The sequence below is a fragment of the Collinsella aerofaciens genome (assembly GCF_040915425.1).
Classification (GTDB): domain Bacteria; phylum Actinomycetota; class Coriobacteriia; order Coriobacteriales; family Coriobacteriaceae; genus Collinsella; species Collinsella aerofaciens_BW.
This window is the reverse complement of the sequence record NZ_JBCPDN010000022.1, coordinates 1-23,786: the sequence shown is the minus strand read 5'-3', so window position 1 is coordinate 23,786 and position 23,786 is coordinate 1. Positions and strand designations below refer to the sequence as shown.

The window sequence follows — 23,786 nt, the reverse complement described above, 5'->3', positions numbered from 1 at the left end:
AACAGGCGGCGGGGCACCAGCGCGGACGCGGGCGCCTCGCCGCTTTTCGCATCGTGCCTGCCTGAAGTGCACTTTAGTGTGCAACAATGGCGTTTCGCCCTATCAGACGCGAAAGGAAGCCCATGTCTCAGAGAAGCACCAGTCCGCTCAAACGCTCCACCGTGCGTCGCACGTTGCAGCGTTTTTGGGACGTTACGCGCACGCAGCCGCTAATCGTCTTTCTCTCGGTGTTCTCGTCGGCGGGCTACATCTTTTTGCTCACGTTTGCCAACACCTACGTGATGGCCCTTATCGTCGACCGCGTCCAAGCCGGCCCCGTGGCGGGCGACCAGGTGTTTGAGGTCTTTGGCCCTTACATTCTGGCGCTCGTGCTCGTTAACCTAGTGGGCCAGATCCTCTCCAAGCTGCAGGACTACACCGTCTACAAGCTCGAGATTGCGGGCAACTATCACTTGGCGCGCCTGTGCTTTGACACGCTCTCCAACCAGTCCATGACATTCCACACCAGCCGCTTTGGCGGATCGCTTGTGAGCCAGACGAGCCGTTTTATGAGCGGCTACACGGGTCTGGTGGACGTGACGGTGTATTCGCTCATCCCCACTATCACCTCGGTTGTCTGCACGGTGGCAGCGCTCGCTCCGGTGGTGCCCACATTTACCGTGATCTTGGTGGGCATCATGGTCGTCTACATTGCGTTTGTCTGGCTTATGTACAAGCGCATCATGCCGCTTTCGGCCGCGACGTCCGCCGCACAGAACAAGCTGTCGGGCGTGCTTTCCGACGCGGTCACGAACATCCTGGCCGTCAAGACCTGTGGGCGCGAAGACTTTGAGCGCGACCTGTTCGATACCGCCGACCGCGCCGCGCGCGATGCCGAGACGGTTTCGATGCACGCCATGATGCAGCGCAACTTTACGACCTCGGGCCTTATCGTCATCACCATGGCTGTGGTGAGTGTGTTCGTAGCGGGCGGCAACGCGTGGTTTGGCATCTCCGCCGGCGCGCTCGTCATGATCTTTACCTATACGTACAACCTCACCATGCGCCTGAACTACGTGAGCTCCATGATGCAGCGCATCAACCGCGCGCTCGGCGATGCGGCCGAGATGACGCGCGTGCTGGACGAGCCGCGTCTGGTGGCAGACGACGAGAACGCCCCCGAGCTCAAGGTGGGCGAGGGCGCGATTGATTTTGAGCACTTGAGCTTTGCATACCGTGATGCCGCGGCGGGCGAGAGCGTGTTCAACGACCTGACGCTCCATGTGGCGGCGGGCCAGCGCGTGGGTCTGGTGGGCAAATCGGGCTCGGGCAAGACGACGCTCACCAAGCTGTTGCTGCGCCTGGACGACGTGCAGGGCGGGCGCGTGCTCGTGGACGGCCAGGACGTCTCGCGCTGCACGCAGCAGAGTCTGCGCCGCCAGGTTGCCTACGTGCCGCAGGAGGCGCTGCTGTTCCACCGCTCCATTCGTGAGAATATCGCCTACGGCCGCCCCGATGCCACTGACGAGCAGATTCGCGAGGCCGCGCGCCTGGCCAACGCGACTGAGTTTATCGACCGCTTGCCCCATGGCTTTGACACCATGGTGGGCGAGCGCGGCGTTAAGCTTTCGGGCGGCCAGCGCCAGCGCGTGGCCATCGCCCGCGCCATCCTCACCGATGCGCCGATTCTGGTGCTCGACGAGGCGACGTCTGCCTTGGACAGCGAGTCCGAGGCGTTGGTGCAAGAGGCGCTCGAGAACCTGATGCGCGGGCGCACCTCCATTGTGGTGGCGCATCGCCTGTCCACCGTGGCGGCGCTCGACCGCATCGTGGTGCTGGCGGACGGCGAGATTGTCGAGGATGGCACGCATGCTCAGCTCGTCGAGGCGGGCGGCGAGTACGCAAGCCTGTGGGGACGCCAGACCGGCGCATTTTTGGAGGCGTAAAGACCCCATACGTGGGACAATCGTGCCCATAGGTTTGTTATGCCGCTGAAGCGAGGAGTCGTTATGCCACGCGAGACCAATGCCGCCAAACGCGAGCGCGCCATCGAGGTGTGCGAGCGCCTCAACCGTCGCTATGGCCCGGTTGAGTGCTTTTTGGACCACGAGAATCCCTTTAGGCTACTCATCGCAGTGCTGCTCTCGGCTCAGACGACCGACGCGCAGGTCAACAAGGTGACGCCGAAGCTGTTTGCCCAGTGGCCCACGCCCGAGGCCATGGCCGGGGCAAGTGTGGCCGACGTGGCGGACACCATTAAGTCGCTCGGCTTTTATAAGAGTAAGGCCAAGCATGCCGTGGAGGCCGCGCAGATGATCGTTGCCGACTACGGCGGCGAGGTACCGGCCGACATGAAGGAGCTTGTAAAGCTGCCGGGCGTTGGGCGCAAGACGGCGAACATCGTGCTCAACGTGGGGTACGGCATCGTGGAGGGCATCGCGGTGGATACGCACGTCAACCGCATCGCGCACCGCCTGATGCTGAGTCCCAAGACGCACGCCAAAGAGCCGCTCAAGACCGAGCAGGATTTGCTCAAGATCTTGCCGCACGAGTATTGGGAGTCGGTCAATCACCAGTGGATCACCTTCGGCCGCGAGATCTGCGACGCCCGTAAGCCTAAGTGCGACGAGTGTCCGCTGGCAGATTTGTGCCCCAGCGTGCGCGTGACGGGGTAGGGCCCGGCACGTTTTGCCGGCGTCCGAAGGCTGTGGCCAATGTTGCGCAACACATTTGGGCCGCGAGGGCTCAATATGATGGCGACGGATGCTGTTTGTTGTGAGGGGATGCCCGAATATGTTTTGCACCAAGTGTGGCTCCGAGGTGCCCGACGGAACCGATTTTTGCACGAACTGCGGGGCGCGCATGGGCGCCGCTTCTCCGGCGGCCGCGCCTGCTGAGCCCGCATCGATGCCGGCGGCAGGGATGCCTCCCGTGCAGAAGAAGTCGCATAAGCGCGCGGTGATTATCGGCATATGTATAGCGGGCGTGCTGGTGGCCGGTGGCGCTGCGCTGGCGCTGACCGGCGTGCTGGGTCCGCTTGGGCAGGGCAATTCATCGCAGATTACAGTACTTGGGTCCGACGAGGGTTCGGCCGAGCTTAAGGACCAGGGAAGCGCCAAGGAGAAGCCTGCCGAAGAGCAAGAGGAGCCGGAAGAGCCCGGGCAGACGGGCAGCAGCGTAAAGGTCGACCTCAACGACCAGGCAACTTATGCCGCGGCGAACCTGTTCCTGTCGAACTTCACGGAGGAGCACTTCGATCGGGACTGGTATCAGGCGGGCGGCTTCGATTCGACTGACGGACTTTCTGATGACGAGAAATACAAGCTGGTCAAGTTTATCTGGTGCCATTTTATTGACAACGCGCCGTATCGAATCGAGAAAGGCGACTATGACAACGGTCACTATCAGCGCATGGCGACCGATGTGATCAATAGGGAACTCAATCGCCTGACGGGTCTGACGCTCTCGGATGCTGACATGACCTTTGATAAAGGGTCGGGTGGGCAGATGCTTGCCGATTCGGCCGAAGCGCATGACGGGTACTTGTATCTGAAGCAGGAATACGGCCAGGGAAATTACAACCCATCGTGTGCCATCGTTACGGGCGCGACTGACCTTGGCGACAACATCTACGAGCTCACCTATGAGGTTTACAGTGCTGGCGGTGCGTTACTTCCTTCCGACATCCCCGAGAGCACCTACGGCCTGCCAAAGGACCAGTTCATCGCCGCAATTCAAGCGGATGCATCCAGGGGCCGTACCGAAACTTGCACGGTCCGCGTCGCACAGGGTGACGGCGCCCCGACCTTCACACTGCTTAAAATGGGCGTCTACGATTAGACTCGGCGTATAGCTCACTCTGATAACGCCAGGCGACTCGTCCGTCTGGCGTTTTTGTTGCGGGGCTGGGCATGCGCTTGAGCTGGAGTATTTGTCGCCTCCTGCCGCCTCATGCAAAAATGTGTTGCTAATTTAGAAGCCTATTCACGCGCGCCGAAGTCGTGCGTGCTGGCGTAGCATGAGCAAAAAATCAAGCAATGGAGGGTAACGTGGCAACATTGAAGACGCGAGAGCTCGAAGATTATTTTGAACGCATCGTACGCACGCGCGAAGGTGACCTACCTGGTCGTCGCAAAGGCGACGAATACTTGTCTCAAACCCATGCGCTCTACCATGGTGATCCTGCGCCCTGGGCTCTGACGCCAAAGATATTCGACATGGATATGACGGCGCTTCTTAAGGAGGCCGCCGAGCGCATGTACGGCATTATGGACAAGGTGACGCGGGCGTTTTGTTCCGATGCCTCCGTGCGTGCGTGGTTTCGCATGGATCCGGCTTTTGCTGACCTGTGCGCTATGGATGCCGGCTATGATTGCCAAATTCCCCTTGCGCGTGTTGATATCTTTCTTGACGAAGATGCCGGTTCGTATACGTTTTGCGAGCTCAATACCGACGGCAGTGCCGGAATGGTAGTGACCGATGCGGTCTGTCAGGCGGTGCGAATGACGCCTTCCTTTGAGGAGTTTGCATCCGACCACCCCGGCTTTCGGCAGTACGATTTGTGCGGTAGCTGGATAGACGCATTGTTTGAGACCTATGCAGAGTGGAAGCTGGCCCATCCTCGCCGCACCGAGGATAGTGCACGATCGGACGACGGGGCCCGCGTTGACGAGGGGCTCTATGCACCGCAATCAAAAATATATCCCGCTTCGGTGGCAATCGTCGACTATTCGGAAAGCATCGACTTGGAAGATGCGGCTCATTTTGTCGACCTTATGAGGCGACGGGGTGTGGTGGCGCGCTTTGCGGATGTGCGCGACCTGCGGATTGGCGAAGACGAGAGCGGTGTTAGGCGGCTGTGCGATGCCGCCGGTCCTATTGATTGCGTTTGGCGGCGCGCGGTGACCGGCGAGCTGTGGGATAAGCCGTGCGACGGACGCTCGGCCTTAATTGAGGCTGCCCAAGAAGGGCTCGCATGCGTCGTCGGCGGATTTAGAACGTGGCCGTGTGCGACTAAGACCGTATTTGCATTTCTGTGGTCTCGGGCCGGTCAGTCCTTGTTGAGCCCGGAGGAGCAATCGTTTGTACGGGAGCATGTGCCCTATACCGAGATTTTGGACGAAAGCGCCCAGTTGTCGAGATTTGCCGAAAAGGATCGATGGATTGTCAAGCCGTGCGGCGGCTACAACGCGGTTGGCGTTGTTGCCGGCTTGGATGCCACGGAACGGGAATGGTCCCAGGTGCTTGCTCGCGCTGCGGCCGCTGGGGCGATTGTACAGGAGTATGCTCAGCAGTATCAGACTCCCTGCTTGCGCGGAACGCTTGTCAATGGGCCGCATCGAGGAGAGGCACCCAAAGGACTTGTGGATGATCTCGGTTTTGCGCCCGCTTCTAATATGGAAGGCCTGTACCTGTATCGCGGTCGTTTCGCGGGCGTGTACACACGCGTCGGCTTTGCCAACACCATAGGCGAGTGGACGAGCCGCTTGAACGTTGCGAGCTTTTTTGAGGAATAGCCGTTTCTTGGGGCACCTTCCGTGGTTGCGGCGTTCGAAGTGACGGGGAGATTTTGGCGAAGCCGATGAGCCCGGTTCTATCTGGCGTTTTTTGCGGGGCTGGGCGTACGCTTGAGCTGGAGTCCTCTCCATGCGCTACCATGACAGGCAACGAATTTGACGAACGACCCGCCGAGCTTGCCTCGGCGGGCTTTTGGCGTTGCAATGCCGGAGGAACAGCATGCTCATTCACCGTATAGCCGCGCAGCTCTACACTGCCGGGGCCTTGCAGACTGTCGAGGCCGGACTCGATGCCGGCGAGGACGTGACGCTGGCCGTGTCGCAGTCGGGTCGCACGCTTATGGCCGCCGCCCAGTTTGCGCGTCGTCCGCGCCCCACGGTCTACATCGTGAGTGGCGAGGATGCGGCCGATCGCGCCGCACGCAGTCTGGCCGCCTATGTGGGCCTGGCGCACGTGTGCCGCTTTCCCGAGCGCAAGGACTACCCTTGGCGCGAGCAGGCGCCCGACGACGCCGTGGTAGCCCAGCGCTGCGAGGCACTCGGGCGCATCGTGCGCGGCGACAACTGCATCATGGTCGCCTCGGCCCGCGCGCTGCTGCGCTGCGTGCCGCCGGTCGAGAGCCGCTACTGGGAGTCCACTACTTTTGCGGTGGGCGAGGAGATTCCTTTTGACGAGGTGCCGCAGCGCCTGGTGGGCATGGGCTACACCAATGCCGGCGCTGCCGACGCGCCCGGCCTGTTCCGCGTGCACGGCGACACCGTCGAGGTGTTTCCCGCGCAGGAAAAGGCGCCCGTGCGCATTGAGTTCTTTGGCGACGAGATCGACCGCATCCGCCGCATGGTGAGTTCAACGGGCCAGACCATCGGCAACGAGGACAGCATCGAGATCTTCCCCTGTCGCGAGCTGGCGCTTACCGACGAGGCCGTCCACAACATGCATGTGGCGCTCTACCGCGCCAGCCAGGACGACAGCAAGTTGGCGGCGCTGCTCGAGATGGTGGATGCGCGCATCGTCACGCCTGAGCTCGACCGTTTTTTGCCGGTGATGTACGGCCAGACCGTGAGCCCGCTGTCGCATGTGAGCGGCAAGGCGCTCGTGGTGCTGTCCGAGCCGCGCTCGCTGTTCGACGATTGCCTGCGCGCCTACGAGGATATCGAGGCACGTGCCGGCGAGGCGGGGGTCGACCGTCTGGACGGCCTGTACGTGCGTGCCCAGCAACTTGACTTTGGTTCCCAGCAACGCCTGAACTATGTGAGTCTCATCCGTGCCGGCGGTGCGGTGACGGCCGAGCTCAAGATTGAGCAGCCTGCCATCGCAGGCTCGGACAACCGTTTTATGACGCGCATCCAGGAGGTCGTGGGCAAGCGCTATGCCTGCGTGTTTGCCATCCCAGACCGCGGTGCGCGCGAGTCGATGGAGCTTACCTTTGGCGACGAGGGCATTACCTTTGAGGAATCGCTGACCGCGGCGCCCGAAAATGCCGGTGCCATCGGCGATCGCGTGCGCGTGGCGGCGGCGGATTCCGCCGACCGTGCCGCACGCCAGGAGGCCCATGCTTCCATTCGCGAGCGTAAGGCCGACGCGCTCAACGCCCGCTCGCTCGAGGCGGGTGCCGCGCAGGCTGCCGCCGGCGCCGCCGTGCCCACCATCTCGCGCGGGCGCGTGACCTTTGTGGACGCTGCCCTGCCACAGGGCGTGGTGGTGCCCGACGCCAATTTGGCCGTGTTCTCGATCGCCGACCTCAACGCTCGCATGGATGCCAACCGCGCGCGCAGCCGCCGCAAGGTTGACATTACGCAGATCACCTTCCCGTTTAAGCCGGGCGACTACGTGGTGCACGCTACCCACGGTATCGCTCTCTTTAGCGAGATCGCGCGCCAGGAAGTGGGCGGCAAGGAGCGCGACTACTTTTTGCTGGAATACGCCGATGGCGACAAGCTCTACGTGCCGCTGGAGCAGGTTGACCGCATTACGCGCTACGTTGGTCCCGACGGCGATAAACCGCGCTTGACCAGGCTCAACACCGCCGACTGGACGCGGGCTACCAACAAGGCGCGCAAGAATGCCAAAAAGCTGGCGTTTGACCTGGTCGACCTGTATACGCGCCGCTCGTCGATTACCGGTATCGCCTGTCCGCCCGATACGCCCGAGCAGATCGAGATGGAGGAGAGCTTCCCCTACGACGAGACGCGCGACCAGCTGGAGGCTATCGCCGACATCAAGGCCGACATGGAGGCGCCCAAGCCCATGGACCGCCTGCTGTGCGGCGACGTGGGTTTCGGCAAGACCGAGGTCGCCCTGCGCGCGGCCTTTAAGTGCGTGGACTCCGGCCGTCAGGTCATGGTGCTCTGCCCCACGACCATTCTGGCCCAACAGCACTACGAGACATTCTTTGAGCGCTTTGCCCCGTTTGGCTTGGAGGTCGAGGTGCTCAGCCGTTTCCGCACCCCGGCGCAGCAAAAGCGCGCGCTCAAGGCGTTTGCCGAGGGCACGATTGATGTGCTCATCGGCACGCACCGCTTGCTTTCTGCCGATGTGAACCCCAAGAACCTGGGCATGGTGATCATCGACGAAGAGCAGCGCTTTGGTGTGCAGCACAAGGAGCAGCTCAAGAACCTGCGCGAGCAAATCGACGTGCTCACGCTCTCGGCAACGCCTATTCCGCGAACCATGCAGATGGCCACGAGCGGCGTGCGCGATATGAGCCTGATCACCACGCCGCCGACCGGGCGTCGTCCCGTGATCGTGCACGTGGGGGAGTACGACCCCGACGTGGTGAGTGCGGCGATTCGCCTGGAGGTGGGCCGCGGCGGTCAGGTGTATTACGTGTCCAACCGCGTCAAGACCATCGACGATGCCGTGGCGCGCGTGCACGAGGCCGCGCCCGAGGCGCGCGTGGGTGTGGCACACGGCAAGATGGGCCCGCGCGAGGTCGAGGACGTGATGATCGAGTTCGCGACCAAAAAGATCGACGTGCTTATCGCCACGACCATCGTGGAGAGCGGCATCGACAACGCAACGGCCAATACGCTCATCATCGAGGACTCGCAGCGCCTGGGCCTGGCACAGCTCTACCAGCTTAAGGGCCGCGTGGGCCGCTCGGCCACGCAGGCATACGCGTACTTTATGTTCCCCGGCGAGCTGCCGCTCACCGAGGAGGCCACGGCGCGCCTGACCGCACTTTCCGAGTTCCAGGACCTGGGCAGCGGCATGCGCATCGCCATGCGCGACCTGGAGATCCGCGGCGCCGGTTCGCTCATGGGTGCCGAGCAGCACGGTAACCTGTCGAGTGTGGGCTTTGACCTGTTTACGCAGATGCTGGGACAGGCCGTGGCCGAGGCACGCGGCGACGACGATGCCGGCGTGGAGGCGGCGAGCGTGGGCATCAACCTGCCGGCCGACTACTTCTTGTCCGAGGAGTACATGCCGGCGGTGGACCAGCGCGTGCTCGTGTACCGCAAGCTCGCGGCGGCTGAGGACCTGGAGAGTGTCGACGGGGTGCAGGAGGAGACCGAGGCCGCGCACGGTGAGCTGCCGTTGGCGGGGCTCAACCTGTTCAATCGCGCGCGTATCCGTATCCGCGGCGAGCGCCTGGGGCTCGAGAGTGTCACGCTCAGCGGTGGGCGCATTACCTTCCTGGGGGTTGACGTTCCCAAGAAGGTAGCCTTTGAGTTCAAGAATCGCTATGGCGCGGTGAACTTCCCCAAGAGCCGCAAGCTGTCGGTGCCCTACAAGGCGGGCGCCGGCGCGGGCAGCGGCCTGGGTCGTGGCCTCGACGCCAACGACGGCACCGGCCCCGTGGCCGCGGCGCTCATGCTACTGCAGCAGCTGGGTGCTAGCGACGACGACTAACGGGTCGACGCTGCAAACGCCCCATTTGGGCACTCTGGTTCCATCGAAAGGAAAGCATGTTCGGATACATCTATAAGAAAGACGTCGCCATTATCGCGGTTGTCCTGTGCCTTTGTCTGGGCGTGGGCAGCTTCTTCGATTATCAGATCTCGAGTGCGCTGTTCAACATCGGCAGCATGTACGGTCGCTTTGTCGAGGCGGCCGGTGAGCTGCCGTTCGAGCTGACGGCGAGCGTCGCGGGCGTTATGCTCGTGCGCTCGGCACGCCCCGATTCCAAGACGAGCAAGTGGCTCGCCGTGCTGGGCGTTCTGATCAACGTGGGCCTGGTCGGCTACGAGATTATCGGATCGCTGCGCGTCGGTGGCAAGCTTATTGCGTTTCAGCTGGTTCTGACGTTTGTGCTGGTCATCGCCGCTAACCTTGTCGTCTATCGCCTCACGCGCACTACCGAGCCCGACGAGCTCACGCGCTGGGCGTTGATGGTGCTTGTCGTGTGGGTCGCTCAGGCCATCATCCTCAACGTGATTGTCAAGCCGCTGTGGTCGCGCCCACGCATGCGCGTGATCGAGGTGACGCAGGGACTCGAGTTTCAGCCGTGGTGGGTGATCGGCAACCCCGACAAGTGGGCCTATATTGCCGCCGGTGTAGTCAAGGACGGCTTTAAGTCGTTTGCGAGCGGACACACGGCGCATGCGGCGATCGGCCTTATGCTCGCCGGGCTTCCCGCGACGGCCTTTAAGGAAAAGCCGTCGCGCCGTCGTGTGGTCTTTTGGACGGCGGCTGTGGTCGCGGCGCTCGTCGCGTTTGGCCGCATCGTGATCGGAGCGCACTTTTTGAGTGACGTGAGCTGCGGTTTTGCTCTGGTACTGGCACTTGAGTGCCTTGCCGCGCGCATTGCCTATCCCAGCGGCGTACAATAGCTCCGTTTGAATCATCTGGCCGATACCCGGTAAGAGAGGATTGCCATGCTCGCGTTCAACAACGACTATTCCCACGGCGCACACCCAGCGGTGCTGCAGGCGCTCGTCGACACCAATATGGAGCCGCAGCCCGGCTACGGTACCGATGCACATACCGAGCGTGCCAAGCAACTTATTCGCGAGGCCTGCCAGGCGCCTGACGCCGACGTGTTTTTCCTGGTGGGCGGCACGCAGGCTAACGCGACGGTGATCGACATGCTGCTTGCGCCGTACGAGGGCGTCGTTGCTGCCGAGACTGGCCACGTTGCCTGCCACGAGGCGGGCGCCATCGAGTTTGGCGGCCACAAGGTGCTCACCATCCCCGGCTACGAGGGCAAGATGCACGCCGAGGACCTCGAGAACTATATCCAGGTGTTCTACGAAAACGAGAGCTACGAGCACACGGTGTTCCCGGGCGCCGTGTACGTGAGCCTATCGACTGAGTACGGCACGCTGTATTCCAAGGCCGAGCTCGCGGCGATTCATGCGGTGTGCCAGAAGCGTGAGATTCCGCTGTTTGTGGACGGCGCCCGCCTGGCCTATGCGCTGGCGGCCGATGAGTGCGACATTACCCTGCCCGAGCTGGCGCAGCTGTGCGACGTGTTCTACATCGGCGGCACCAAGTGCGGCGCGCTATGCGGCGAGGCCGTGGTGTTCTGCGGCATGCACGCCCCGGCGCACCCCATTCCGCGCATTAAGCAACACGGCGCGCTGTTGGCCAAGGGCCGCCTGACGGGCGTCCAGTTTGAGGCGCTTTTTACCGATGGCCTGTATTTTGAGATTGGTCGACAGGCGATCGAGACGGCTCAGGCGCTGCGCCGCGTGCTGCACGAGCACGGTTACCAGTTCTTCTTGGAGACGCCGACCAACCAGCAGTTCGTGATTCTGCCCAACGAGGATATGGCCCGCATTCGCGAGCATGCCTCGATCGAGTACTGGGAAAAGTACGATGAGACCCACACGGTGGTGCGCTTTTGCACCAGCTGGGCCACGACGCAGGAGGACATCGACGCGCTGGCGGCTGTCCTGTAGCCTGATGTAATGACGAGGGGCCGCCTTGCGCTGGGTTTGGCGCAGGGCGGCCTTTGCTTTTGGGGAGAAGGGTTGTATGACCGAGATGTCCGAGCCGACGATTCGCCTGGCGACGCCCGAAGACGCGCCGGCGTTGCTTGCCATCTATGAGCCGTATGTGCGCCAGACGGCGATTACCTGCGAATACGAGGTGCCGAGCGTTGAGGAGTTCGCCGGGCGCATCGAGCGCACGCTCGAGCGCTATCCGTATCTGGTGATGGAGCTGGGCGGGCGTCCGGTAGGCTATGCCTATGTGAGTCCACTCAACAGCCGCGAGGCATACGACTGGTCGGTCGAGACATCGATCTACCTGGCGCGCGACGTGCGCCACGGCGGGTTGGGCCGCAAGTTGCACGATGCGCTCAAGCAATGCCTGATCGCGATGGGCATCACCAATATGTGCGCGCTCATCGCCGTGCCGCACGACAAGGACGACGAGTATCTGACGCACAACAGTCAGGATTTCCATGCCCATATGGGATATCGCCTGGTGGGTGCCTTTGACCGCTGTGCCCAGAAGTTCGGCCGCTGGTACGACATGTGCTGGATGGAGCTGGTCCTAGCCGAGCGCACGCCCAACCAACCCAAGCCAACCTGGTTCCCCGACCTCCCCAAACCTACCATTTAGGGGCAGGTTTATTTTGGCAGGTTAGCCGATGGGCTCGGTGTATTTGGCGCGGTCGGTGCGTTGGATGCGCTTGGAGACATGGAGTGGGCGGCCGTCGGTGTCGTAGACGTAGTCGGTGATCAGAATCAGCGCCTGCCCGCGCTCAACGTTGAGCAAAAACGCCTCGTTTTGCGAGGCATAGCACACCTCAAAGGTCTTATGTCCCTGTGCCGGCGCGCGATGGAATTCCTGGCGCAGCGTGGCGTAGAGCGAACCGTTGATATCGCGGTCGATGAGTGCTTCAAAGCTCGGTGGTAGATAGGTGGTCTCCAGGCACAGTGGCGCATCGTCCAGATAACGCAGACGGACAAGTTTGACGAGCTTGCTGCCCACGGCGGCATCAAAGAACTTGGCTATGCTGCCGCCCGCCTTGGTAAAGCCCGAGTCCACCGTGCGCGTGGTGGGCTTCATGCCCTGACCCTGGACCTGCGCCGTATAGCTCGAAAACACCAGGTTGTTCTCGTGGAGCGCCGGCGTGTCGGCCACAAAGGCGCCGCGCCCGCGCTCGGTTCGAACCAGACCCTCATCAACGAGCACCTTAAGGGCATGGCGTACGGTGCTGCGCGACAGCCCCGATTCGTCCATGAGTTCCATCTCGGACGGCAGCTTGTCTCCGCGCGCGTAGGTGCCGGCGGCGATGCGGTCGCGCAACATGCCCGCCAAGCGCTCGTACTGGCTCAGTTTCTTTTTAGATGAAGCGTTCATGCGATCAACCTGTATCTAACTTGTATGCGAGTCTAATCAAGCATGTATTCAATACAACAATAAAACCGCTGGTAGCTAGTTATCGAAAACCGCATCAGCAAAATTTCTAAGACAAATATAGCATACAACTAGTCGACATAGCCAAAACATGTATGTAACTTGTATGCCATCGAGAGCATCAAACGAGAAGAAAGGCTGATGCACGATGACTACTCAGGAACAGGTTAAGGACGTCGTCTCCCAGGTTTTGGCTGACAAGGCTGACAAGGGCGGCATCAAGCGCGTCGTGTGGATTGGCGCCGGCGGATCCAACGGCGGTAACTATCCTGCCCAGTACTTTATGGAGCACGAGGCCACACAGGTCGTGAGCTCCAGCTACACCAGCAACGAGTTCGTGCACGCAACCCCTGCCTATGTCAACGAGAACACTCTGGCCGTCGTCGTGTCCATGCGCGGCACCAAGGAGACCATCATCGCCGCCCAGGTCGCCAAGGACCACGGCGCCAGCACCATCGCCATCTATGTTGACGAGTCCGGCCTCACCGAGGTCTGCGACTACAAGATCCAGTACGACAGCCTGGCCGTCGACGAGTCCTGCATGGGCCGCACCAACTCCGCTGTCGTGACCATGATCGCCATGGAGCTTACGCAGCAGACCGAGGGCTATGCCGAGTACGAGACCGCCATGGCCGCCTTCGACTTGGTCGACCCTATCTATCGCAAGGCCGTCGAGTACACTCGTCCGCTCGCTGCCAAGTGGGCCGAGCAGAACGCCGACAAGCCCTGCATCAACGTCATGGCTCAGGGTCCGCTCTTTGGTGCCGCCTACGTCTTTAGCATCTGCAACGTGCAGGAGATGCTGCAGATCGACTCCTGCACCATCAACACCTGTGACTTCTTCCACGGCCCCTTCGAGATCCTGGACAAGCGCACCTCGCTGTTCCAGCTCATCAGCGTCGGCCGCAGCCGCTGCAACGACGAGCGCGGCATCCGCTTCGTCAACCAGTACGGTGGCGAGCGCGTCTATCAGCTCGACGCCAAGGAGCTCGGCCTCAATGACATCAAGGACAGCGTGAGCGAATACTTCAACCACCTGATCTTTGCCCCGATTCTCAACAACGTGTACATGCGCGCGCTCTCTGCCGTCACCCACAAGGACTACATGACGCGACGCTACATGTGGAAGCTGGATTATTAGTTACGGCGTTTTACCAAACGCCGTAACGGCTCGACGCTGCAAACCCACCTGAGCGGCAATCTGCCTTTCAGCTTCAGCGGCATGACCAGAAGGTCAATGCCGCTTCGCTTCAAGGCACCTTGCTCGCTCAGGTGGGTTTTCGCTGGCGTTGCCAAAGCATCGGCGTCGCCTTGGCCCAGATGCGGCACTTGGAGACGTTCGGCACTTGGGGACAGTCCTAGTCATTGGGGACAGGTTACTTTACACCAAGTTGGCGCATATGAACCTGACCCCTTTGCACCAATGGGTTGTAGCGGTAGAGCAGATTTTTCCGCTCGCCGATTTGTGTCTTGAAAAATGTATATAACGACTATAACGTAGTGTGAAACATATTGGAAACAATACCGAGGAGGCTGCGTTGAAGAAAAGCAATCTGGGCTATGTGCTGGTGCTGATCGCCGCGCTTATGTGGGGCAGCATCGGAATCTTTGTAAACGGCATCTCGGCCATGGGCGTTTCGTCCCAGAGCATGGCTGCCTTTCGCTTGTTGGTCGGAGCGCTTATCTTGGCGCCGGTCCTGATGTTTATGGGCTGCCGTCCGGGTGAGGGGTCTACCGTGGCTCAGGGTCCGCTGGCTCTGTTCAAGGCAAGTCCTAAAGAGCTCGTTCCCTGCGCGCTTGTCGGTATCGTCGGTTTGGCCGCCGCCAACACCTGCTATTACGAGTGCATGGGCGAGGTGGGCATGTCCACGGCCTCGGTGCTGCTCTACACCTCGCCGGTGTTTGGCGTCATGCTCGGCCGCGTGCTTTATCGCGAGGACGTGACCCCCAACAAGCTCGTTGCCATTGTCTTTAACATCGTTGGCTGCGTGCTTGCAGTGACCAATGGTGACCTTTCCGGTTTTCATTTTTCGGTTTGGGGCGTCACGTCGGGCGTGATTGCAGGCCTTTGTGGTGCGTCACTCGCGGTGTTTAGCCGGATAGCAACCAAGACGGTCCACCCGCTGGCTGTCACGTTTTGGGGCTTTGTTTTTGGCGGTGCGGTTATGGCAGCTATCGCGGCTCCGTGGCCGGATGTCGCCGCGGCAATGTCGCCACAGTTGCTGCTGCTGTTCCTTGGTTTTGGGCTCATCCCCACAGCCGTGGCCTACATCCTATATATGCAGGGTCTGTCCATGGGACTCGAGACATCGAAGGTTCCCGTCGTAATGTCTTTCGAGACGGTCGTCACCGTACTGGTGGGCATTGGTGTCTATGCCGAGCCCGCCGGCGCGATCAAGGTCCTGGGCATTGTGCTGGTGCTCGCGTCCATCCTGATTATGAACACCGACTTCTCCAAGCTGCGCAACAGTGTGTTTGTCGGTCATGTCGTTGAGAGCATGACCTTTAAGCCCAACGCGTGGTGGACAGAGAAATCGCAGGACATGGATCTGTTTAAGGAACGCACGGGCATTGCCTTGGAGCCCACCGTGCAAGAAAGCCCCTGGTACTTCGTGCGATAGGGGGTTGCGCACGGCGTCCGACCTGGGGTTATCCCGCCGTCGCCGGCCTACCCAGCTCCCACGTTTCAAGTGCGTTAAACCCGCGAACGGTCGATTTTCACCCGCAAACGGTCTTTATACTAATTAGCAATATAAGCAACGTATAAGACGTTATAATGACCATAACGAAAAGGAGGAGGCAAGATGAATCAGATCATTCTCGCATCTCATGGCGGCCTGGCCGCAGGCGCCAAAGACACGCTCGAGATGGTTCTCGGCGACGTGTCGAACGTCCACGTCGTGTCGCTTGCTCGTGACGACAAGGAGCCCATCACCAATAAGGTTGAGGCTATGATCGCCACGTTCAACGCGGACGACACCGTCTATGTGCTGACCGATATGCTCGGCAGCTCGGTCAACAACAACATGGTCGAGCTTTCCAAGAACGGCACGAAGTTCACGGTTGTCAGTGGTTTCAACATTCCGCTGGCGCTCACGCTCGCTATGAGCCCCGTTCCCGTCAAGGGCGCCGAGCTCGCGGCCCTCATCAACGAGGCCCGCACCGGTCTGACCAACCCCAACGCGCCGGTCGAGGCTCCCGCGGCTCCCGCTAAGAAGGCAAAGGCGCCCCGTCACAGCTCCGGTCCCGCCAAGATCGTCCTCGCACGTCTTGACTACCGTCTGCTGCACGGCCAGGTCGTCTTTACCTGGACCACCAAGGTTCAGGCCGAGCGCATCATCGTCGTCGACAACGCTGCCGCCAACGATGACATCAAGAAGGGCGCTCTTAAGCTGGCCAAGCCTCAGGGCGTGCGCCTGAACGTCTTCACCGTCGAGCGTGCCCTCGCCAAGATGGACAAGCTCAACACCCTCGGCGAGCGCGTCATGTTCGTCTTTGGCAACACGGCCGAGATGCTGCAGTTCTGCCAGGGCTACAAGCTCGACGCCATCAACCTGGGCGCCACCGCCAACCACGACGGTGCCGATCAGGTCGGCGGCAAGGACAGCTCCGTCTTCCTCGACGCCAACCAGAAGGCCGACGTCAACCAGCTGCTCGACATGGGCATTAAGCTCTACGTCCAGCAGACCCCTACGTATCAGAGCGTCGACATCGACGCCAAGCTGTAATCAACCAGGCTTTTGCCTGACTGAAAGGAGAAGGGTATGAATACGTTCATCAGTGCGGTGCTCGTCGGCCTCGTCGGCGTGTTCTGCATGTGGGACTCCCGCCTGCTCGGTCGTCTTAACTTCGAGCAGCCCCTCGTTGGCGCTACGCTCGTCGGTCTGCTGCTGGGCGATGTGCCCACCGGCCTTGCCGTCGGTGCCGCCGTCGAGCTCGTGTCCATGGGCCTGGTGCAGGTCGGCGCCGCCGTTCCGCCCGATATGGTCCTGGGCGGCATCGTGGCCGCTGCCTTTGCGTGCCTGACCGATGCTTCCGCCGAGACCGCCATGACGATCGCCATCCCGGTCGCCGTCCTGGGTCAGCTCCTCGGCATCGTGTTCCGTTCCATCATCGCCGCCCTCACTCATGTGGCAGATAGCGCGATCGATAACGGAAAGTTCAAGACCGCCTACCGTATGCACATCTGCGCCGGCTCCGGTCTGTACGCCGTCATGTACTTCCTGCCGATCTTCCTCGCCGTCTTTGTTGGCACCGACCTGGTTCAGGCCATCGTCAACATGGTTCCCGAGTGGCTGTCCACTGGTCTTAACGTTTCGACCAAGATCATGACCGCCTACGGCTTGGCCCTGCTGCTCACCATGATGATCAAGAAGGGTATGACTCCGTTCCTGTTCATCGGTTTCCTGCTCGCCGCTTACCTCAACCTGTCCGTCATCGCGGTCGCTCTGATCGGTGTGTGCCTGGCTGTCGTCTTCATGGGCTTCAAGTTCAACGGTTCCCATGCAGCCGCCGGTGTCGATTCCGACTACGATCCGCTCGAAGACGACGAAGACTAAGGAGGAACACACTATGGCAACCGCAACCAAGGACGTGTCCCTGAACAAGAAGGTCAGCCAGTTCTTCTGGCGCTCCTGGCACATCCAGGCCTCTTGGAACTACGAGCGTCAGATGAACATGGGCTTCCTCTACGGCATGGTTCCCACGCTTGATCGCCTCTATCCGGATGAGTCCGACCCCAAGCAGCTCGCTGCTAAGAAAGAGGCTTACCACCGTCACATGGCGTTCTACAACTGCACCCCGCAGACGAGCGCTTTCATCCTGGGCCTCGCCGCCTCCATGGAGGAGGAGTACGCCAAGGATCCCGAGAACTTCGATCCCGATTCGATTAACGCGGTCAAGACCTCCCTCATGGGTCCGCTTTCCGGCATCGGTGACTCCTTCTTCCAGGGCACCATCCGCGTTATCGCCTTTGGCCTGGGCGTTCAGCTGGCTCAGCAGGGCTCCATCATGGGCCCGATCCTGGCCATGCTCATCTCCATCGTCCCCTCTGTGCTGATCACTTGGTTCGCAGCCAAGATGGGCTATCAGGGCGGCCACGAGTACCTGAGCAAGCTTCAGGGCGGCGACCTCATGGAGAAGCTCATGTATGTCTGTGGCATCGTGGGTCTTATGTCCGTGGGCGGCATGATCGCCACGCTGATCGGCGCCACTACCCCGCTGCAGTTCGCTGAGGGTACCGTCGTTATCCAGGACATCCTGGACGGCATGATGCCCCAGATGATCTCCCTCGGCCTCACCGGCCTTATGTACTGGCTCATCAAGAAGAACGTCAACACCGGTTGGCTTCTCGTGATCGCCATTGTGGGCGGCATCGCCCTCTCCGCGGCCGGCATCCTGGCCTAGTCGCGACTAAGCGCCTAACCGCTTTCCCCCGGAGGCCTGCCTGGCATCCCATACCCCAGGCAGGCTTCCATCCCCAAAATGTGACAAAGGGCAGTCCCTTTGTCACATCCTCAACGGGCCGGCGACTCGGTCCAAACCACGGTAACCCTGCGAGCGCCCGGCAATGTGGCGCCGCAAAAATCGAAAGGAATGTGTCAGATGTACGAGATCGACCTTGACCTCCCTAAGCAGATCGTCGCTGACGTCCTGTCCAACCACGAGATCCACAGCGTCGCCTTCGTCGGCTGCGGCGCTTCCATGTCCGACCTTTACCCCGCCAAGTACTTCCTGGCCAACAACACGGACAAGCTGAACGTTCAGATCTTCACTGCTAACGAGTTCAACTACGACACGCCCTCCTGGGTCAACGAGCACACCTTCGTGATCACCTGCTCCCTCGGTGGCTCCACGCCCGAGACCGTCGAGGCCAACAAGACCGCCAAGAAGCACAACTGCCCGGTCGTCTCCCTCACCAACAAGGCTGGCTCCGCTCTGACCGTCGACGCCGACCACGTCATCGTTCACGGCTTCCACGCCAACTACGCTGCCAAGTGCGAGAAGCCCGGCTATGCTATCGCTCTTGCTCTCGAGATCCTTCAGCAGACCGAGGGCTATGACCACTACGAGGACATGATCACCGGCCTCACCAACATCTTCGATCTCTGCGAGAACGCCGCTCAGCACTGCAAGAAGCTCGCCAAGAAGTTCGCCGAGGACTTCAAGGACGACAAGATGATCTACTTCATGGCTTCCGGTGCCTCCGAGAAGATGGCTTATTCTCACGCCGCCTTCCTGTTCACCGAGATGCAGTGGATCGACGCCGCCGCCTACAACACCGGCGAGTACTTCCACGGCCCGTTCGAGGTTTCCACCGAGGGTAAGCCCTACGTCTTCTTCATGTCCGATGGCGCCACCCGTCCGATGGACGCCCGCGCCCTCACCTTCCTTGAGCGCATGGGCGCCAAGGTCGCTCTGATCGACTCCAAGGACTACGGCCTGGCCGACGCCGTGCCCGCGAGCGTCGTCACCTACTTCAACCCGCTGCTGCACCTCGCCGTTATGCGCGAGTATGGCAACCAGATCGCCGAGGCCCGTCAGCACCCGCTGACCATGCGTCGCTACATGTGGAAGCTTTCCTACTAATCACAAGTAAGTAGACCTTACGGGTTGATTGAGAGGGGATGGGGTTTGCGCCCCGTCCCCTTTTTGCTTTGGGGGCGTGTCTGTCGCGTCATAAAACCCCAGACAAAACCTACCAAAATAAACCTGTCCCTTTTTGGCAGGTGGGAGGAGATGCATATGATCAAGGCAGTGCTGTTTGACATGGACGGAGTGCTGGTCGATACCGAGTGGTTCTACAACCGCCGCCGCGTGGCGTTTATGGAAGAGAAGGGGTTCCACTTTGACGAGATTCCCGATCTTTCGGGGTCTAACGAGCCGGCCATTTGGGAGGCGCTGGTGCCCGACGATGTTGAGCTGCGCGAGCGCCTACGCGTGGAGTACAAGCGGGTCTACAGCCCGGACCACCCCGTTCCGTATGCCGAGCTGCTCAACGAGCAGACGGAGCCGGTGATGCGTGAGCTGCATGAGCGTGGCGTGAAGTGTGCCATCGCGAGCTCGTCCTATCGCGAGTTGATCGACGAGCTGGTGGAGATTGCCGGTATCGCCGACGTGCTGGACTACACCATCAGCGGTCACGAGTGCAGTGCGTTTAAGCCCGACCCCGAGATCTACCTGCGTGCCATGGAGGCGCTGGGGGTGGAGCCTGCCGAGTGCTTGGTTATCGAGGATTCGCCTTTGGGGATCGAGGCTGGCAAGCGTTCCAGCGCCCGAGTCCTGGCGCTGCGTCCGCACGAGGGCGTCAACCTGGACCAGTCCGCCGCCGACACCATCATCGACAACCTGGCCGACATTTTGGCCGCTTTGTAGCGTCAATCCATCGCGAGAAGTACGGATTCACGCGTCTTTTGATGCGGATGGGCTTAATTTGGCTTAGATTTGGGCCCGTTTGGCTTCGACTCAGACTAAGTGAGTAGACTTTTTGGCGCAGGCCGAGCACAAAGCGTTTCTGCCTTAGTAAAACCGCAGGTCACAGAGGTGGCTGTTATTGGCTGTGCTCGGCAGGTCGCGAAAAGTCTACTCACTTGGAATTTTGCCCTTTGGTCGTGGGCTTGCTTGTCCCGTTTTGGTTGTCGAGAGAGGGTGAATTGAAGCGCCCTCTGTCGCTCCATGCTACAATCGCGGACATACCCCACAACTACATCTGCCTTCGAAAGGAGCCTGCGTGGCGAACGCCATCGATCAGCTCACGGACCGAGTGCTCGTACTCGGCCGCCTCACCATCGTCCGCCGCGCTATTACTGCCGTGGCGGTCACGATTTCCGCCGTTCTCCAGACATTCCTGATCCAGGCGTTCATTCAGCCCGCCGACTTGCTTCCGAGCGGCCTCACCGGCGTTGCGGTCCTGCTCGATCGCGTTACCTCGCTGGGCGGCGTTCACATCGACATCTCGCTCGGTATGCTCGCGCTCAACATCCCCGTGGCGCTCCTATGCTGGAGTGGCATCAGCAAGCGCTTCGTCATCTTCTCGATGATGCAGGTCGTGCTCTCGTCGCTGTTCCTCAACGTCTTTCACTTCGCTCCATTTTTGGGCGACAAGATCATGCTCATCATTTTTGGCGGCGTGGTCTCGGGTCTGGGCGCTGCCATCGCACTTAAATCCGGCGCATCCACCGGCGGCACCGACTTTATCGCGCTGTGGGTTTCCAACCACACGGGCAAGACCATCTGGGGCGTCATCTTTGGTTTCAACTGCTTTATCCTGGCGATCTTTGGCTTTATGTTTGGCTGGGACAAGGCGGCGTATTCCATCGTGTTCCAGTTTATTTCGACCAAGACCATCGACAGTTTCTATCGTCGCTACGATCGCGTGACGCTGCAGATCACGACGCGTAAGGCAGACGAGGTCATGACTGCCTACGTAAACCATTTTCAGCACGGCATTAGCTGCGCCGAGGTCGTCGGCGGATATAGCCGCGAAAAGATGTACCTGCTGAACACCGTTGTCTCGACCTACGAGAGTCAGGACATTATCAAGCTGGTGTGCGACGTTGATCCCGGCGCCGTGATCAACGTGTTCCACACGCTCAACTTTGTGGGCGGCTGGTGGGGCGGTCATGTCGACGAGCCCATGCCCACGGCCGTTCCCGATCCCGACAAGCCCGCACGCATGGCCAGCAGGCAGGCGCGCCTCAGTGAACAGGACAGCCTGCAGCAGGACGACGGCAAGTAAGGATTTGCTGTATGTGGTGTATCGTTTTATCAAACTGAGATAACATATAAAAAGACGTTATATACGTATTAGTTATTTCGATAGTTTGATAAGAGTGATCAGATATGCCTGCGCCCAAAAATGCACCGCTTTACCAGCAGATTTACGACGAGATCAAGGATGCGATTGAGAAAGGTGTTTATGCACCCAAGGAGCGTATTCCGTCCGAACTTGAGCTTGCCGAACAGTACGAGGTGAGCCGTATTACGGTGCGCCGTGCCGTCGAGGAACTGTGCTCCGATGGCTACCTGGTTAAGCAGCAGGGCCGCGGCACCTTTGTCTCCACGCCGCACATCAACCGCCAGTTCCACGCCTCGACGCTGCAGACGTTTACCGCGCTGTGTGCCGACAATGGCATGAAGGCGGGCGCACATGTGGTCGATCGCCAGATCGTTCCGGCGCGTCAAAACGAGATGGAGTTCTTTGGCTTGCAGAAGGATGCGCTGCTGCTGCATATCAAACGCGTGCGTACGGCCGACGGCGAGCCCATCTTTGAGGAGAACATCTTTGTGCCGTTTGACGCCTACCGCGAGCTGTTGACGGCCGATCTTGAGGACAAGTCCATTTTTGCCGAGGTCGAGCGTGTTGGCGGAACGCCGATTGTCTCGGTTGGCTACCGCACGGTCGAGGCCGTTCGCGCTAACGCCGAGCAGGCGGCCGAGTTGGGCATTGCTCCGCACGATCCACTGCTCAATCTGCGTGCCGGCTTTATCGGCCCCAATGGCGAGCCGGTCCTGATGGGTAAGCAGTACTACGTGGGATCGCGCTACGTTATGGTCATGTAGGGTTGGTTCCGCCGTTCTGACGAACGGCGGACCGGTCGACGCTGCGCCTTTGGTTACGCGGTTTTACCAAACCGCGTAACGGCTCGACGCTGCAAGCCCGCCAGAGCGGCAATCTGACGTTCAGCTTCGGTGGCATGACCAGAAGGTCAATGCCGCCTCGCTTCGCGTCACCTTGCTCGCTCTGGCGGGCTTTCGCTGACATTGCCAAAACATCGACTACCCATAGAATGAGCGTGGATAATCTTCCGTTTTTGGCTTGGTGACGGGTTCAAAGTGGGAGATTATCCACGCTCATCCGGAAAGCGTCCAAAAATCCACGCTCGTTCCCCTTGGATCCCTTTCGGACCGCAATGCCCGTGGCCGGCAGCCGTGCGGCACCGGTCCGCGTGGCGGCGTATAATCGGCGGCAGATGACTTGGACGTTAGGAAACCATGACCGATAGCATGCAGCAGACGGCGCTCGACACGCTCGGCGCCTATTTTGGCTACACCTCGTTTCGCCCGGGACAGGATCGCATGGTCGATGCGATCCTTGCCGGTCGCGACGCACTGGGCGTTATGCCCACGGGCGCCGGCAAGTCCATTTGCTACCAGGTGCCCGCGCTCATGCTGCCCGGTATCACCTTTGTGGTGAGTCCGCTGCTGTCGCTTATGGAGGACCAGACCCGTGCGTTGCTCGCGGCGGGTGCGCGCCCCAGCTATCTCAACTCCAGCCTTACTCCGGCCCAGCAAAACACCGTGCTCAAGCGGGCACGCGAGGGCCGCTACCAGCTTATGTACGTGGCGCCCGAGCGCCTGCTCGAGCCGCGCTTTTTAGCCTTTGCGCAGGAGGCCGCGGCGGACGGCGGCATCGGCGTGCCGCTCGTGGCCATTGACGAGGCCCACTGCGTAAGCCAATGGGGCCAGGATTTCCGCCCCGCCTACCTTCAGATTCGCGAGTTCATCGATTCCCTGCCGCAGCGCCCCATCGTGGCGGCCTTTACCGCTACGGCGACCGAGCGCGTGCGCGCGGACATTCAGCAGATGCTCGGCCTGCAAAACCCTGCGACGGTGGTGACGGGCTTCGATCGCAAGAACCTCTACTTTGGCTGCGAGGAGATGGGCGACAAGGCCAAGGCCGCGTGGGTGCGCGACTATGTGATCGCGCATTCGGGCGAGAGCGGCATCGTGTATTGCTCGACCCGCAAGACGGTCGATGCGCTGGCAGGTGAGCTTGCCGAGGCGCTGGGTCCCAGCGGCATTCGCGTTGGCCGCTACCATGCCGGTATGGGCAACGACGCCCGTCGCCAAAGCCAGCGCGCCTTTATCGACGACGATATTCAGGTGATGGTTGCCACCAATGCCTTTGGCATGGGTATCGACAAGCCCAACGTGCGCTACGTGATCCACAACAACGTGCCCGAGAGCATCGAGGCCTA

19 protein-coding genes are annotated in these 23,786 nt (G+C 60.7%); 18 read left to right on the top strand and 1 reads right to left on the bottom strand.

Going from position 1 to position 23,786, the window contains the following annotated elements; genetic code table 11:
* Window positions 1-122: 122 nt before the first annotated feature.
* The 8 genes from AB5164_RS04585 to AB5164_RS04550 all read left to right on the top strand — a co-directional run bounded on the left by AB5164_RS04585 (window position 123) and on the right by AB5164_RS04550 (window position 12,006).
* Window positions 123-1,925 carry an ABC transporter ATP-binding protein gene (locus AB5164_RS04585; protein WP_368143302.1) on the top strand — a complete coding sequence of 601 codons (1,803 nt, stop codon included), beginning with the start codon at window positions 123-125 and terminating at the stop codon, window positions 1,923-1,925.
* 63 nt (window positions 1,926-1,988) lie between these two features.
* Window positions 1,989-2,654: an endonuclease III gene (gene nth / locus AB5164_RS04580; protein WP_368147849.1), complete on the top strand. Its 666-nt coding sequence runs from the start codon at window positions 1,989-1,991 to the stop codon at window positions 2,652-2,654.
* Window positions 2,655-2,772: 118 nt separating this feature from the next.
* Window positions 2,773-3,819 (top strand): zinc ribbon domain-containing protein, encoded by a 1,047-nt coding sequence (locus AB5164_RS04575; RefSeq protein WP_368143282.1) that lies wholly within the window; start codon window positions 2,773-2,775, stop codon window positions 3,817-3,819.
* Between the two features lie 209 nt (window positions 3,820-4,028).
* Window positions 4,029-5,495, top strand: coding sequence for a hypothetical protein (locus AB5164_RS04570; RefSeq protein ID WP_368143283.1), 1,467 nt, complete (start codon window positions 4,029-4,031; stop codon window positions 5,493-5,495).
* A gap of 220 nt (window positions 5,496-5,715) precedes the next feature.
* A complete protein-coding gene (mfd, locus tag AB5164_RS04565) occupies window positions 5,716-9,348 on the top strand; it encodes a transcription-repair coupling factor (RefSeq protein ID WP_368147848.1) in 3,633 nt (1,210 codons plus the stop codon).
* 56 nt (window positions 9,349-9,404) lie between these two features.
* Window positions 9,405-10,268, top strand: coding sequence for a phosphatase PAP2 family protein (locus AB5164_RS04560; RefSeq protein ID WP_368143314.1), 864 nt, complete (start codon window positions 9,405-9,407; stop codon window positions 10,266-10,268).
* 45 nt (window positions 10,269-10,313) lie between these two features.
* Window positions 10,314-11,339: a threonine aldolase family protein gene (locus AB5164_RS04555; protein WP_368147846.1), complete on the top strand. Its 1,026-nt coding sequence runs from the start codon at window positions 10,314-10,316 to the stop codon at window positions 11,337-11,339.
* Window positions 11,340-11,415: 76 nt separating this feature from the next.
* Window positions 11,416-12,006 (top strand): GNAT family N-acetyltransferase, encoded by a 591-nt coding sequence (locus AB5164_RS04550; protein WP_368142238.1) that lies wholly within the window; start codon window positions 11,416-11,418, stop codon window positions 12,004-12,006.
* A 21-nt stretch (window positions 12,007-12,027) separates the two neighbouring features.
* Here the strand turns inward: AB5164_RS04550 and AB5164_RS04545 are convergent, their stop codons facing one another.
* On the bottom strand, window positions 12,028-12,750 hold the full coding sequence (locus AB5164_RS04545; RefSeq protein WP_349130009.1) for a GntR family transcriptional regulator: 723 nt from the start codon (window positions 12,748-12,750) through the stop codon (window positions 12,028-12,030).
* Between the two features lie 205 nt (window positions 12,751-12,955).
* Here AB5164_RS04545 and AB5164_RS04540 point away from each other — a divergent pair, with 205 nt between their 5' ends.
* From AB5164_RS04540 to AB5164_RS04495, 10 genes are all read left to right on the top strand, one after another.
* Window positions 12,956-13,948, top strand: a complete 993-nt coding sequence (locus AB5164_RS04540) for an SIS domain-containing protein (protein WP_349130007.1) — start codon at window positions 12,956-12,958, stop codon at window positions 13,946-13,948.
* 397 nt (window positions 13,949-14,345) lie between these two features.
* Window positions 14,346-15,428 carry a DMT family transporter gene (locus AB5164_RS04535; protein ID WP_349116383.1) on the top strand — a complete coding sequence of 361 codons (1,083 nt, stop codon included), beginning with the start codon at window positions 14,346-14,348 and terminating at the stop codon, window positions 15,426-15,428.
* A 183-nt stretch (window positions 15,429-15,611) separates the two neighbouring features.
* Complete coding sequence (locus AB5164_RS04530; RefSeq protein WP_368142237.1) at window positions 15,612-16,535, top strand: PTS sugar transporter subunit IIAB; 924 nt, start codon at window positions 15,612-15,614, stop codon at window positions 16,533-16,535.
* 36 nt (window positions 16,536-16,571) lie between these two features.
* Window positions 16,572-17,366 carry a PTS mannose/fructose/sorbose/N-acetylgalactosamine transporter subunit IIC gene (locus AB5164_RS04525; RefSeq protein WP_006235136.1) on the top strand — a complete coding sequence of 265 codons (795 nt, stop codon included), beginning with the start codon at window positions 16,572-16,574 and terminating at the stop codon, window positions 17,364-17,366.
* A gap of 13 nt (window positions 17,367-17,379) precedes the next feature.
* A complete protein-coding gene (locus AB5164_RS04520) occupies window positions 17,380-18,213 on the top strand; it encodes a PTS system mannose/fructose/sorbose family transporter subunit IID (RefSeq protein WP_368142236.1) in 834 nt (277 codons plus the stop codon).
* 198 nt (window positions 18,214-18,411) lie between these two features.
* Window positions 18,412-19,395, top strand: a complete 984-nt coding sequence (locus AB5164_RS04515; protein ID WP_368142235.1) for an SIS domain-containing protein — start codon at window positions 18,412-18,414, stop codon at window positions 19,393-19,395.
* A gap of 156 nt (window positions 19,396-19,551) precedes the next feature.
* Window positions 19,552-20,181, top strand: coding sequence for an HAD family hydrolase (locus tag AB5164_RS04510; RefSeq protein WP_368147844.1), 630 nt, complete (start codon window positions 19,552-19,554; stop codon window positions 20,179-20,181).
* 355 nt (window positions 20,182-20,536) lie between these two features.
* On the top strand, window positions 20,537-21,544 hold the full coding sequence (locus AB5164_RS04505) for a YitT family protein (RefSeq protein WP_040359122.1): 1,008 nt from the start codon (window positions 20,537-20,539) through the stop codon (window positions 21,542-21,544).
* Window positions 21,545-21,648: 104 nt separating this feature from the next.
* Window positions 21,649-22,368: a GntR family transcriptional regulator gene (locus AB5164_RS04500; RefSeq protein WP_117821108.1), complete on the top strand. Its 720-nt coding sequence runs from the start codon at window positions 21,649-21,651 to the stop codon at window positions 22,366-22,368.
* 432 nt (window positions 22,369-22,800) lie between these two features.
* On the top strand, window positions 22,801-23,786 hold a 986-nt coding region (locus AB5164_RS04495), incomplete at its 3' end, for a RecQ family ATP-dependent DNA helicase (protein WP_368147842.1).